Origin of the sequence: Clostridium senegalense (assembly GCF_018916625.1) — a bacterium.
Lineage (GTDB): Bacteria > Bacillota > Clostridia > Clostridiales > Clostridiaceae > Clostridium_J > Clostridium_J senegalense.
The window spans coordinates 146,339-160,520 of the sequence record NZ_JAHLNC010000004.1; the positions used below are offsets into that span (position 1 = coordinate 146,339).

The 14,182-nt window shown below is 28.3% G+C and carries 16 protein-coding genes; all 16 read right to left on the reverse strand.

Translation table 11 applies throughout. The features are described from left to right. Positions 1-23 precede the first annotated feature (23 nt). Entirely contained in the window at positions 24-872 is an 849-nt protein-coding gene (locus tag KQI36_RS09390) for an anti-sigma factor (RefSeq protein WP_216450683.1), read from the reverse strand. After that, positions 862-1,434: an RNA polymerase sigma factor gene (locus tag KQI36_RS09395; RefSeq protein ID WP_216450684.1), complete on the reverse strand. Its 573-nt coding sequence runs from the start codon at positions 1,432-1,434 to the stop codon at positions 862-864. The genes KQI36_RS09390 and KQI36_RS09395 overlap by 11 nt, the downstream gene beginning before the upstream one ends. 100 nt (positions 1,435-1,534) lie before the next feature. Continuing rightward, a complete protein-coding gene (citG, locus tag KQI36_RS09400; protein WP_216450685.1) occupies positions 1,535-2,410 on the reverse strand; it encodes a triphosphoribosyl-dephospho-CoA synthase CitG in 876 nt (291 codons plus the stop codon). Position 2,411: 1 nt separating this feature from the next. Beyond that, positions 2,412-2,927 carry a citrate lyase holo-[acyl-carrier protein] synthase gene (citX, locus tag KQI36_RS09405; protein ID WP_216450686.1) on the reverse strand — a complete coding sequence of 172 codons (516 nt, stop codon included), beginning with the start codon at positions 2,925-2,927 and terminating at the stop codon, positions 2,412-2,414. 255 nt (positions 2,928-3,182) lie between these two features. Next, on the reverse strand, positions 3,183-3,632 hold the full coding sequence (locus KQI36_RS09410) for an MOSC domain-containing protein (RefSeq protein WP_216450687.1): 450 nt from the start codon (positions 3,630-3,632) through the stop codon (positions 3,183-3,185). A 34-nt stretch (positions 3,633-3,666) separates the two neighbouring features. Further along, the gene (gene moaC, locus KQI36_RS09415; protein ID WP_216450688.1) at positions 3,667-4,134 is read right to left on the reverse strand and encodes a cyclic pyranopterin monophosphate synthase MoaC; all 468 of its coding nucleotides are present in this window, start codon (positions 4,132-4,134) and stop codon (positions 3,667-3,669) included. Between the two features lie 3 nt (positions 4,135-4,137). Further along, entirely contained in the window at positions 4,138-5,094 is a 957-nt protein-coding gene (gene moaA / locus KQI36_RS09420; protein WP_216450689.1) for a GTP 3',8-cyclase MoaA, read from the reverse strand. After that, positions 5,087-5,749 carry a molybdenum cofactor guanylyltransferase gene (mobA, locus tag KQI36_RS09425; RefSeq protein WP_216450690.1) on the reverse strand — a complete coding sequence of 221 codons (663 nt, stop codon included), beginning with the start codon at positions 5,747-5,749 and terminating at the stop codon, positions 5,087-5,089. The genes moaA and mobA overlap by 8 nt, the downstream gene beginning before the upstream one ends. Positions 5,750-5,768: 19 nt before the next feature. Next, on the reverse strand, positions 5,769-6,257 hold the full coding sequence (locus KQI36_RS09430; RefSeq protein WP_216450691.1) for a MogA/MoaB family molybdenum cofactor biosynthesis protein: 489 nt from the start codon (positions 6,255-6,257) through the stop codon (positions 5,769-5,771). A 142-nt stretch (positions 6,258-6,399) separates the two neighbouring features. Next, the gene (locus tag KQI36_RS09435) at positions 6,400-6,972 is read right to left on the reverse strand and encodes a 4Fe-4S dicluster domain-containing protein (RefSeq protein WP_216450692.1); all 573 of its coding nucleotides are present in this window, start codon (positions 6,970-6,972) and stop codon (positions 6,400-6,402) included. After that, positions 6,972-8,354 carry a [FeFe] hydrogenase, group A gene (locus KQI36_RS09440; protein WP_216450693.1) on the reverse strand — a complete coding sequence of 461 codons (1,383 nt, stop codon included), beginning with the start codon at positions 8,352-8,354 and terminating at the stop codon, positions 6,972-6,974. The genes KQI36_RS09435 and KQI36_RS09440 overlap by 1 nt, the downstream gene beginning before the upstream one ends. 65 nt (positions 8,355-8,419) lie before the next feature. Beyond that, a complete protein-coding gene (locus tag KQI36_RS09445) occupies positions 8,420-9,007 on the reverse strand; it encodes a 4Fe-4S dicluster domain-containing protein (RefSeq protein ID WP_216450694.1) in 588 nt (195 codons plus the stop codon). Positions 9,008-9,038: 31 nt separating this feature from the next. Beyond that, positions 9,039-9,845 carry a formate dehydrogenase accessory sulfurtransferase FdhD gene (fdhD, locus tag KQI36_RS09450; protein ID WP_216450695.1) on the reverse strand — a complete coding sequence of 269 codons (807 nt, stop codon included), beginning with the start codon at positions 9,843-9,845 and terminating at the stop codon, positions 9,039-9,041. Between the two features lie 21 nt (positions 9,846-9,866). Further along, positions 9,867-10,406: a molybdopterin-guanine dinucleotide biosynthesis protein B gene (mobB, locus tag KQI36_RS09455; RefSeq protein WP_216450696.1), complete on the reverse strand. Its 540-nt coding sequence runs from the start codon at positions 10,404-10,406 to the stop codon at positions 9,867-9,869. Continuing rightward, on the reverse strand, positions 10,384-11,595 hold the full coding sequence (locus KQI36_RS09460) for a molybdopterin molybdotransferase MoeA (protein WP_216450697.1): 1,212 nt from the start codon (positions 11,593-11,595) through the stop codon (positions 10,384-10,386). Before KQI36_RS09460 ends, mobB begins: the two co-directional genes overlap by 23 nt. A 438-nt stretch (positions 11,596-12,033) precedes the next feature. Continuing rightward, the gene (fdhF, locus tag KQI36_RS09465; RefSeq protein WP_216450698.1) at positions 12,034-14,175 is read right to left on the reverse strand and encodes a formate dehydrogenase subunit alpha; all 2,142 of its coding nucleotides are present in this window, start codon (positions 14,173-14,175) and stop codon (positions 12,034-12,036) included. Positions 14,176-14,182 lie beyond the last annotated feature (7 nt).

Sequence of the window (14,182 nt, forward strand, 5' to 3'; positions counted from 1 at the left end):
GCCCTAATTTCTCAATCCCCAATTTAAAATTTTATAGTTTCAACTTTTTCTAAATAATTTTTCATTTTTTCATCTAAATACTCTTTTATAGTAATCTCTATGTGATTTTCTTTAACTTTTACCTCTTCTATCTCTTTAAGTGCATTATCTGCTTCATAAATAACTTCTTCATTAAAATTATCGGTATTTAATTTAATAACCTTTTTACCTAAAATAATATTATTTTTATCTATACCAGTTGTTACTAATAAATCCTCATTATTATACCACTGAGCATTAATCATAACTTTACTATCCTCATTTTTTAATAAATCCAATTTATTTATATCATTTGAATTATAGTCCCTAATTAATAAAACGTATCTTTCTTGAAATTCTTCAATCAATGCAAACTCTTTAGTTTTTTCTTTATTATAAAACCATCTTATATCATCGTCATATGTTTTTACCTTTATATTCTTAAAAAATTTATTTTTATTTTCAATTAAATAATTGCTTGGCTCAACTGATTTTGTTTTTAAATCTTTATCTTGAAAATTATTAATACTAATATTTTTAAATGCAATAAATACAATTAATAAACAAGCTGCTGATAAAACCAACATCTTATTTTTATTTAAGATTGCTTTCTTTTTTTTAGTATATTTATTTTTATCTATAGATTCCATTACATTGTTTTTTATTCTTTCTAAATTTATTTCATCTAAAGAAAATGTATTTTCAAGTTCTTTCTCTAGTAACAGTTCTTCCTTATATATTTTTTTGCACTTTTCACAAGTTGAGATATGGTTTTTTACTATTATTTCTTCTTTTTCATCTAATAAACCACTTATATACAATGAAATTTTTTCTTTATCTAAATTACAATTCATATCTCTCAACTCCTTTTCCACTTTTATATTTTTTAAAATTTTCTCTTGCTTTATAAAATCTTTTTTTTACTGTAGATTCTGGCATGTCTATTTCTTTTCCAATTTCACTAAAAGTCTTTTTATATTTGTATTTTAAATAAATAATTTGTCTGTCCATATCTTTTAAATTATTTATATAATCTAGTAATATCTCTCTTGTTTCTTTATATTCTATAAATTCTTCCGGTGATATATTTACAGACTCTAACTCCTTTACAGAATCTATACTTTGTTCCTTTATTAATTTGTTTTTTCTAATATAGTCTATAGTTTTATTTTTAGCGATTTTAAGTACCCATGTAGAAAACTTGTATTTACTATCATATAAGTATAATTTATTATAAACTGTTATAAACACCTCTTGAGTTATATCCTCAGAAAGATGCTGCTCCTTTAACATACTATATATAAATTGAAAAACAATATTTCCATACTTCTCAACAATAATCTCAAAATCTTTTGCATTACCATCAAGCACACTATTGACTAAGTTAATATCACTTAAAACATCAACTGTGGTCATAAACTTACCTCTTTCTATATAAATTAGTTATAGACTAAAAATATAATTATTAAAAATTCTACATTTTTAGCCTATAACCTAAATAATTTAATATATTAAATTAAATTGAATTATTTTTGTACATCTTTTTTTCAACTAAATAAAAGAATAAAGTTACAGCTAAAAGATCTGCACATCCTCCAGGACTAACTCTATTTTTTAAAAATTCTTCCTCTAATTCTTTTATTTTTTCTTTTCCTTCTTTTGTTTTCATTCCACCTAACTTTATAATTTCTTCTGCCTTTTTATGTGAAATCCCTAACATTTCTATAGAATGTCTATGTATTATATTACAGTCATCTAAATATATCATTATAGCAATAAGTACATGTACTAGTCTATCATTTAAAATTAAATTTTTTTCTTTTTTTAAAATATCTAATGCATAATCAAAAACTAATGGTAGACCTTTTTCCACTTGCCCTCTTATGCCTTCTATTCCATAATCCACATACAATTGTTCTCCATATGTAAGTTTTTTATTTTTATCTATATTCTTAAGTTCTCTTTCTACTATGCCTTCTGTCATATCTTTAATTATATTTTTTATATCAGAAAAGGGAAGATTATCATGTAATGCTTTTGCCGTAGCACTTATAGATACACCTAATAAAAATATCATACCTTTATGAGTATTGATTCCATCAGTACTTTCAAACATTGCTCTTTCAGCATCTATTCCTACTTTTCTTATTGCTTTAAAAATTTCTTTTGGACTTTTTTCGCTAAAACCTTCATTAGCAAATAAAATCATATATTTATGTAACGCAGAACAACTTTGTATAAATGTGTAATAATCCATATCATTGTGAGAACCTGTTGAAATTGGTGAAACTAATCCTGGCGATGGATAACAACTAGCTTCACTTAACATAGCCTCATTTGCTAACGCGCCTAACTTAAAGGATATTTCTTTTATCTCATAATTCTTATTCATTTTACTTCTCCATATATCTTTTCACTGCTTTTATTATAAATTCTTCTACTTCTTCTACTGTGTGATTCTTACTTCTAATGCATTCATGTGCATAGTTTCCACATAAATAACATGTTCTTTTATCAAAACCTAAACTTTGTCTACTAATAGATGAAATACTACCTTCATATACATCCAAATCTAAAAATCTACCTAATAAATGAGTATTTTCTATTTCAATGGTTCTTCTCTTCGCTGTATTTCCATCTACTTTTAATATTAATACTATGTAAGGACCTTCAGCTGAACTTTTTTCTATAATATGTTCTATTCTGTCATTAAAAACCTTTATAAGTTCCTCTCGCCCTTTTTCTATAATATAATCACTTATATAATTTTCTTTATTATTCCCTGGATAATTAACTCTTGCTACTACAATAGTATCTTTATAGTTTTCTATAAGAGTTTCAATAAGATTAACTCTTTCTTCTCTTGCATCTAAAATCGCATTAGCTTTTAAAATTTCTTCTTTATTCATATTATTTGGAGAATTTAACTTTAAATTTCTTCTCCATTTCTCAACTCCTCCCTAACTTTTGAAAGATATAATGTCTTATCCAAATCATATATTTAATTTTAAACATCAATATATCATGTTTCTTTACAATTATACAATAATAATTCCTATGATAAACTAATAATAATTTTAAATATTTTAAAATATAATAAAACAAGAAAGAAATTTATTAAACTTCTCTCTTGCTAAACCTATACATGATTCAAATCTAGAGTTTTATTCTATTACTTCTATAGTGTCTCCAGCTTTTACTTTTCCACCTTTTATTACTTTAGTGAAAATACCTTCTTTAGGCATTATACATTTTCCCACTGCTTGTTTAATAGCACATCCACTATGACACTCTTTTCCTATTTGAGTAACTTCTTGAATAGTTTCTCCAATTTTAAGCAAAGTTCCTACTGGAAGTGTATAAAGTACCATTCCCTCTGTTGTTATGTTTTCTGCAAACTTTCCTGGAACTAATCCTTCCACTCCTAAATTAGTCATTTTATCTATACTTTCTTGAGCTAATAAACTTACTTGTCTATGCCACTTTCCACCATGAGCATCATCTTTTAGCCCGAAATCTTCTTCAAAAACTCCAACCTCTATAGGCTGCTTTATTATACCTTTTTTATCACTTATATTTATTGATATTACCTTTCCAGTAACATTATTTTTCATAATATGCCTCCTAAATATATATATTATGTATATATTATTTTCTTTCGTAATCTCCGCTCTTACCACCAGTTTTTTTTATAAGTTTTATCTCACCTATAATCATATCTTTATCTACTGCTTTACACATATCGTATATAGTAAGTGCTGTAACAGATACTGCTGTTAGCGCTTCCATTTCAACTCCTGTTTTCCCATAAGTAGATACTGTAGCTTCTATTTCTATTTCTGTATCTAATACATTAAATTTTATATCTGCACCAGTTAAAAATATATTATGACACATAGGGATTAAATCTGATGTTTTTTTAGCGCCCATTATTCCACCTATTTGAGCAACAGATAAAACATCACCTTTTTTTATTAATCCATTTTTTATTATGTTTATTGTTTCTTTATTCATTTTTATAGAGCCCACAGCTGTAGCTATTCTTTTTGTGTCATCTTTTCCACCTACGTTTACCATATGAGCTCTTCCATTTTCATTAAAATGCGTAAATTCCATTTTTTATCCTCCTATAGCTACCATATTTCTATTTATGTACTCACCATCTTCTAAGTTATGTCTTTGTGGTTTTTTATTTATAGCATTAATAATTATTTGTTTTACATCTTCACCATTTCTTAAAGGGTTCTTTAAATCAATTTCCTCATCAGAATGAAGACAAAGCTTTAATTTACCATCACAGGTAAGTCTAATTCTATTACAATCTTTACAAAAATTACATGATATAGAACTTATAAGACCTACTTTACCTTTAGCATTAGGTAATTTGTAGTACTTCGCTGGTGATGATATATCTTCACTTTCAACTTCCTCTAACCCCTTAACTTTGCTTAATATTGTTTCATTAGATATAAATTTACCTAAAGACCAATTTTTACACTGACCTATTGGCATAAGCTCAATAAACCTAACATGAACATCTTCATCAATAGTTAAATTTACAAAGTCTTTAATTTCATCATCATTAAAGCCTTTTACTAAAACCACATTGAATTTTATAGGAGAAATCCCCATTTGTTTTGCTTTCTCTATACCATTTAAAACTTTTTGTAGCTCTCCACCTCTTGTTATATACTTATATCTATCCTCATTAAAAGTATCTAAACTTATATTTAATCTATTTACGCCAAAAGCCTTTAATTCTTCTATGTAATCTTCTAATAATGTTCCATTTGTCGTTATAGAAAAATCTTTTATCTTCTCAATACTTCCTATGTTTTTTATCAACTTTAGAACATTTTTTCTTACTAGAGGTTCCCCTCCAGTTATTCTTACTTTCGTTACTCCTAATTCAACAAATATCTTTGTTATTTCTTCTATTTCTTCTAGTGTTAATATTTCTTTATTATCTATTTTGTTTATTCCTTGCTCCGGTATACAATACTTACATCTTAAATTACATAAATCCGTTACAGATATTCTTAAATAATTTATATTACGGCCAAATGAATCAATCATCAAACGCTCCTTTCCTGAGTTTTTTTAAATTCTCAGTATAAGTTTCTAATTCTTTTTGTGTATTTAAGTTTATAAACATATTTAAACTATCATTATAATATTTTGCATCTTTTTCATCTATATAAACTGCATTAACATTATCAATAAGATAAGATATTGCTAACTTTTTTTCTAAAACTTGTTTTTCTATAACATCTATAACTTTCTTAGAATAAAATCCATTAAAAGGCTCGATTTTTCCATTCTTACTTTTAGTTATACATGCATCTAATTCTAACTTTTCTATTTTACTTTTCATAAATTTTATATAATCTAAATTTATGTTAGGCATATCACAGGCAATAAAATATGTATATTTGCTACTACTATTTTTAAGCCCTACATGTATACCACCTAAAGGCCCACAATTTTTTATTTCATCACTAATAATTTTATAATCTTTTTCAACATATTGTTCTGCCTTATTAGTAACAACTATAATTTCTTCAAATTCATCTTTTAACTTTTTAACTAATGAATCTATTAATCTATTATTATTTATTTCTAAAAACTGTTTGTCAAACCCCATTCTAGAGCTTTTTCCACCAGCCAGTATTATAGCTGTATTTGCTATATTTATATAATTATTATCTTTATTTTTTAATTTTGAATTCATATATTTCACCGTTTAACAATTATCTAGCACATTCACTTGCCTTGCCAGTAAGAATTTCTAATCCATGATGTAATGATTTTATTATATACTCTAATGATTCTCTAACTGCTTTAGGGCTTCCTGGAAGATTTATAATTAAAGTTTTATGTCTTATTCCACTAACTGCTCTAGATAACATTGCTCTTTTAGTAATAGTCATGCTATATGCTCTAATAGCCTCTGATATTCCAGGTACAAGCTTGTCTACAACCTCTAATGTTGCTTCTGGTGTAACATCTCTTTCACTAAATCCTGTACCACCGGTTGTAAGTATTAAATCCGCATTAAGGTTATCACTACATTCTATAATTTCATTTGAAATCATATTTTTATCATCTGGAAGTACTATGTATTTTTCTACAGTGTATCCTACACTTTCTACTATCTCTTTTATAACTTTTCCACTATCATCAATTCTTTTATTTTCATATCCTTTATCACTACATGTTATAATGGCAACTTTAAACATATTTCTCCTCCTTGTAAATTAGACTTAAATACGAGCTTGTTTCCATATAAATTATTCTTACGAAAATTTAACACTAAAATTTATGACACTGCTAATTTTAATAATTAAAAATAGCAGTGTACATCTTTTTCAATATGTTTTCTTATTTAACTACATTCATAAGTTCAAGAGCAACTTGACTTCTTTTAGCTTCAACAGATTTTTCTATTTCTTTTGATTCTATAATTCTTAATGCTTTTGTTGGGCATATTTCAACACAAGCAGGACCGTCTTCTCTTCCTATGCAAAGGTCACACTTGTTAGCTATCATTTTCTCTTTAAATTCTACATTCTTATCGTCACTAACTTTTAATCCATTTTGTAAGACTTTTTCCCCTTTATCATATTCTTCAACTATATCTATAGCTCCAAATGGACATGCTATAACGCAAGTCTTACAACCTATACAAGTACTTTTATCTATAAATATAACACCATCTTTATTTGTTATTGATCCATTAGGACATACATTTGCACATGGTGCATCTTCACAGTGTCTGCATTGAATTGGTGCACTTACATTTGCAGTTTTTATAACAGTTAAACGAGGGTTAAAATCTACATCATTGCTTTCTTGAGTAAATATGTTATCTTGTGAATGTGCAACTACGCAAGCAACCTCACAAGTTCTACATCCTATACATTTATTAGGATCTGCTACTACAAAAGTATTCATTATTTCTTCTCCCTTCTCATACCATATTTAGTGTGTAAAAGTTCATGTGATTTATGGCCTAACGGCTTTTCTAAAAATTCATCATATATCTTTTTAATATCAGGATTCTCATGAGATTTTCTTATTTTCAATGCTGAATCATGATTATATAGTGATTCTTTTCTCTTTTTATATGCAACTTGTCTATATTCTTCTAAAAGTAGTTTAGGTTGTCCACCGCCACTTACGCATCCATCTGGACAAGTCATTACTTCTACAAAATGATAATCACATTTTCCTAGCTTAACATCTTCCATAACTTTAGAAACATGTTTAAGACCTGAAACTACAGCTACTTTTAATTCTAATCCATCAACATCAACTGTAGCTGTTCTTATTCCTTCTGATCCTCTTATAAAATTAAGCTCTAGCTTTGGAATGCTTTTTTTGCTTATAAGTTCATAGCCAGTTCTTATAGCAGCTTCCATAACTCCACCAGTAGCTCCAAATATGTTTCCAGCTCCACTATAAGTTCCTAATGGAGTATCAAATGTATCTTCTTCCAAATTAGCAAAATCAATACCACTCTCTTTTATTAAATGAGCTAATTCTCTAGTAGTTATAACGCAATCTACATCTCTATATCCACTACTGTTCATTTCTTCTCTATCGCATTCGAACTGCTTACATGTACAAGGCATTACAGCTACACTATATATTTTACTTGGTTCTACTTTATCAATTTTTGCACCATACGTTTTAAATAAAACTCCTGCCATTTGTTGTGGAGATTTACAACTTGATAAATGATTTAAAAGTTCTGGATATGTATCTTCTGCAAATTTTACCCATGCTGGACAACAAGATGTGAACATCGGAAGATTCTTTCCTGTTGTAACTCTTTCTATTAGCTCACTACCTTCCTCCATTATAGTTAAATCTGCAGCAAAATTAGTATCATATACTCTATCAAAATTTAATACTTTAAGTGCCTTAGCTAATTTACCTGGAGTTAATGCTCCAAACTCCATTCCAAATTCTTCTGCTAATGCTACTCTAACTGCTGGAGCACATTGAACAATTTTATAAAGATTTTTATCTTTTAATTTTTCTTTTACCTCAATAACTTGTCCTAAGCTATATGCTGCAAAAATAGGTTCAGTAACTGTATCAAGCATTTTTCTTTCTTTTAGCTTTTCTTCTTTACTTGCTATTTCTTCTTGAAACTCAGACGCATATACACTACAAGTCTGTATACATTGTCCACATAAAACACATTTATCTCTGTTTATGCTTTGTGGTTCTCCAGAAATTCCTTCTATAGCATTTACAGGACATATTTCAGCGCAACGTCTACATCCTGTACAAAGCTCTTTATCTATGTTAATTAAGCTTATATTCATCAATCGATCCTCCACTCTTATAAATAAGAATAATTATATGAATTGGTTTTACATATAAATAAATTTTATTTTTGATTATTTATAATTTTTGATAGGCTTTCCACTGCCTTTAAGTTACGAGCTTTTTTTGTTTCTTTTGGAGTTATAAGTGTTAGCGCATCTTTAGGACAAGCTTTCACACAGGCTGCCTCTCCATTTTCTTTACATAAATCACACTTATAAGCTATAATTTTACTTTTGCTTTCTAATTCATTTTCTATATATTGTTTTAAGTTACTTTGTAAAACTTCTTCACCATTTTTATATTCTGGCATTAATTCTATAGCACCAAATGGACATGCTAAAACACAGCTTTTACAACCTATGCAAGCTTTTTCATCTATAATTATTATTCCATCTTCTTGCTTTATAGCTGATGTTGGACAACTATTTGCACATGGTGCATCTTCACAATGCCTACATTGAATTGGCATTGTTATCTTTCCTACTTTTATACTATGTAGTCTTGGTGTAACTGGAGTTTTAATTGTTCCAACAACACCACTAACATTATTTTTTTTGCTATGTGCTACAAAACATGCTACTTCACAAACCTTGCATCCTATGCATTTATTTGGATTAGCTACAACAAAAGAATTAAGTGCAGTTTTCATAAATTTTATCACCTTTCAAGTATATTTATTTCTATTTCACTATTAAATTACTTTCTATTACCCTTTGACCATTAGAATATATATTCATTTTATTTTTTCTAACAAAACCAACTAAAGTTATATTAAGTTTATTTGCAAGGCTTACTGATAATGTAGTTGGTGCTGATTTTGATATGATAATTGGAATTTCCATCCTAGCTGCTTTTAATATCATTTCCAATGAAACCCTACCACTAAGTATCATTATCTTATCCTTTAATGATATTTCATTTTTTAGTGCATAACCTATAGTCTTATCCATAGCATTATGTCTAGCTACATCCTCACATATAACTAATATTTTTTCTCTGTCACTTAGAGCTATACTATGTACTCCACCAGTATTTTTAAATGTTTCAGAATAATTTAGGTTTTCCTTCATAAACTCAAAAATTTTATCTATTTCTATAGTAAGTTCACTTTCTACTGGATTACAGCAAAGTGAATCTAAAAATTTTTCTATATTTTCTTCAACTAAAACATTATTATTTTGAAACCTTATTTTTTTGCTTTGAAAACTTTTAGTATTTATTTCTTTTAAATTTGTTTCTATATATGCAGTTCCTTTATTCATATCTAATTTTAAAGATGTAATATCTTTTATACTATCTATAAGGTTTTCTGTTCTTAAAAAGCCTATAGCTAACTCTTCTAGATTTTCCGGACTACATAAAAGTGTTGCTATTTTTTTATTGTTTAAAAAAATAGTCATTGGATATTCACAAACTAATAGCTCTTCACAAGAAGTTTTTTCTCCATTATCTATTTTTAAAACAGTATAATCTAAAGTTTTATTCATAATTACCCCGCTATATAAAATTTATTTTTCATTTAGTATTTTATCTTCAATAAACTTAACTACTTCCATGGGATTATTAATATCTAAAACTTTTATATCAGTATCTAACTCTTCATCACTAGCTACTGCTATAAAAGTATCTTTTTTAAAGTTTAAATTATTATATAAAAAGTTGTTATCTACAACATTTCTGTGCACTTCAATTTTAGGATATCTATTATTTTTAAATCCTTCTATTATAATTAAATCAACATCTTTAAAAAGAGGTAATATGTCCTCAATAGTTCTCTCTTCTTTTAAAGTCTGTATCATTGCTAATTTAGTAGAAGATGAAATTATAACATTGTCTGCTCCGGCCTGTGCAAATCTATAAGTATCCTTACCTTCTTTATCCATTTCGAACTTATGTGCATCATGTTTTAAAACTCCAACCTTCCAATTTTTCTCTTTTAAAATTGGGATTAATTTTTCAATTAAAGTTGTTTTACCAGTTCCTGATTTTGTTGCAACTATAGAAATAATTTTAGGATATACTTTCTTATTTAAAGATAAATTTTCCATAAACCTTATCTCCTATATTTATTTCTCTTACATCTTCATTCATAATTATTATTCCATTAGCTTTACTCATAGTCATAAGATGATTTGAACATTGATTTCCTAAATCATTAGCATAATATATTCCATCTTTTTCAGTTATATTTACATATATATATTTTCTTCTATTGTTTTTTGCTTTAAATTTACTTGCTGCCAATATAGAAATAATATCATCTTCAATTTTATTAAATCCACTTATATTTTTAATAGCTGGTTTTACAAACTCTTCAAAAGTTGTTATAAGAGATAACGGGTTTCCTGGTAAGCCAAAAAAGAATTTATTTTTAACTGTTGCAAAAGTTACTGGTTTTCCTGGCTTTATTGCTACTGATGTAAAATTAATTTTTGCGCCTATTTCTTCTAAGACATCTTCAACAAAATCAAAATCTCCAGCTGAAACACCACCAGATGTAATTACTATATCTGCACTTTCTAAGCCTTCTGTGATTTTTCCTTTTAAAATCTCTTTTTTATCCGACGCTATACCTAAAGATATAAAATCTAAATTTAAATTTTTACATAAAGCCATAAGTGAATATTCATTAGAATTTCTTATCTTACCTTTTTCAAGAGCTTCATCTATGTTTAGTAATTCATCACCAGTTGATATTATTGCTATTTTAGGAATTTTATAAGTTAAAACTTTACTATAGCCTAGAGATGCTAAAAAACCTATTTCAGTAGGTCTTATAACTTTCCCTTTTGGTATTGCTAAATCCCCAACATTTATTTCTTCACCCATTTTTATAATATTAGTATCTTTTTTAACAACATCAGATATTATTAATTTGTTTTCTTTACATTCTACTTTTTCAATTTGTATTACTGCATTAGCGCCCTTAGGTACCGGTGCTCCTGTCATAATTTTTATAGCTTGACCTTGTTTTAATTCATCTTCGTAATACTCTCCAGCTCTTATTAATCCTACTATATCAAGCTCTGCATTGATTCCACTTTCACATACTGTAGTATCTTCAAACTTTATAGCATAGCCGTCCATAGCAGATTTATCAAAAGGTGGTAAAATATCTTTTGAGTAAATATCTTCTGCTAAAACCCTATTAAGTGATGATATAATATCTACTCTTTCTAAGCCTATAATCTTTGTTTCTTCTTTAATTATTTTCAATGCTTCTTCTATAGTAATCATATTTTTATCCTTTCAAAATGAAATATTATAACATTTTAATATTAAGTCTTTTCCTAAGCTGATTTTTATTAATTTTATATTTTCATATAAAACTAAATTACAAAGTTAATTAATTAACAATTTTACCTATATATTCATATGAGCAAAGCTCCTATTTAAACAAATATTTTTATCACTTGATGAAAATAAGTAGAAATTAAGTTAGTTAATAGTTAAAAGGTAAGAATTGAAGAAATTTATAATTATGAATAAAACTTTACTCCCTGTTTTTTTTGAATCAAACATTACTAGGAACAAAGTAAGGAGTAATAACCTCAACCCTTAACTCTTAACTAAAATATTAACTTGAATTTTCTCACTTGATAAATAAATAACTTTCAAACTTAGTTTAAAACCTTATATTTACAATTTATATAAGTTTTTAACTAATAATGTAGTTTATGAGCTTTTAGAAACACCCATTTGTTTTTTTATGTTATCATATGTTTCTTTTACGTGGTTTTCAGCCCACTGTTGATCTTCTATTTTTTCTACTTTAATTGCACAATATTTAAATTCCGGTGTTTTTGTTATTGGATCAACAAAGTCACTTGTTAACTCATTACAAGAACCTACCCACCATTGGTAAGTCATATATGTAGCACCCTTTTTTACTCTTTCTGTAACTAAAGCTCTAGTTAGTATGCTACCTCTTCTTGATGTTACTCTAACTAACTCTTCTGACTCTATATTAAGCTCTGTAGCATCTTCTGCACTTATTTGAATATATCCTGGCTCATCTGCTAGCTCTTTTAAAGCTCTACAGTTACCTGTCATAGTTCTTACAGAGTAATGTCCAACTTCTCTTACTGTTGATAAGCTTAGAGGATATTCTTCATCTGGCATTTCACCTGGTGCTCTCCATTCAGCTGCAAATAAATTTCCTTTTTCATTTTCAGTTGAAAATTTATTTCCTTCATATAAATAAGGTGTTCCTGGATGGTCTTCAGTTGGGCATGGCCATTGAATTCCACCTAATTCTTCAAGACGTTTATAACTTGCTCCTGCAAAACTTGGACAAAGACTTCTCATTTCATCCCAAATCTCTTCTGTGTTTTTATAGCTCATTGGGTATCCCATAGCTGTAGCTATTTCACAGATAATTTGCCAATCTGGTTTTGCTTCACCTTTAGGTTCAACAGCTTTTCTAAATCTTTGGAATCCTCTATCAGCGCTAGAGTAAACCCCTTCATGTTCTCCCCAAGCAGTTGCTGGAAGAACAACATCTGCATGAAGCGCTGTTTTATTCATAAATATGTCTTGTACTATTACTAAATCTATGTTGTCTAAAGTTTCCCTTACCTCTGCTGCATTTGGGTCACTTTGAACTGGATCTTCTCCAAATATGTAATAAGCTTTTATTTTATCTTCATGAAGAACTAAGTGAGGTATTTCTGTTAACTTATGTCCTGGCTTATTTGAAAGCTTTACATTCCAAGCCTTTTCAAATTTTTCTCTTGCAGCATCATCTGTAACTTTTTGGTATCCTGGGAATACGTCTGGAAGAGTTCCCATATCACATGTACCTTGTACATTGTTTTGTCCACGAACTGGACCTATTCCAACACCAGGTCTTCCATAATTTCCTGTTAAAAGTGCAAGAGATGCTAATCCTTTAACTACATCTACAGCTTGTGAGAATTGACAAACACCCATTCCATAAAGAATCATAGCATTTTTAGCTTTTGCATATTCTCTCATAGCTTTTCTTATATCATCAGCTTTTACTCCTGTTATTTTTTCAGCATATTCTGGAGTGTACTTTTCTACTTGTTTTTTATATTCTTCAAATCCATTTGTATATTTTTCTACATAATCTCTATCATAAAGATTTTCATTTATTAAGACATTACCAAATGCATTAACAAGTGCCATATTTGTGCCACCTTTTAACGCTAACCATAAATCTGATATTCTTCCTGTTTCTGTAAGTCTAGGGTCCACTGATATTATTTTTGCCCCTTTTTCCTTTGCCTTAACAATTCTTCTCGCAACAATTGGATGTGAATCTGCTGCATTATAACCAAATACAAATAATAAATCCGTATCTTCTATTTCTGGTATTCCGTTAGACATTGCACCATTTCCTAATGAGTAAGCCAGACCGGCTACTGAAGGAGCATGTCACACTCTAGCACAGTGATCTACATTGTTTGTTCCAATTACTGCTCTCATAAATTTTTGCATTACATAGTTTGCTTCATTTCCTGGTCCTCTAGCTGAACCTGTTCCCATAATAGCATCTGGACCATATTTAGCTTTTATAGCTAATAATCTTTCTGCTACAAATCTTACAGCTTCATCCCATGAAACTTCTTCTAATTCACCATTTTTTCTTATCATAGGTTTTTTTAGTCTTGGAGTTAAAAGTTGAGGATCATTTAAGAAATCCCATCCATAATATCCTTTAAGACATAAATTTTCTTCGTTTGTTCTACCGTTGGCTGCTTCAGCTCTTACTATTTGTCCATCTTTAACTACCAAATTTAGCTGGCAGCCTCCGCCACAATATGGACATACAGTTAGTATTTTCTTTTCCATAAAATTC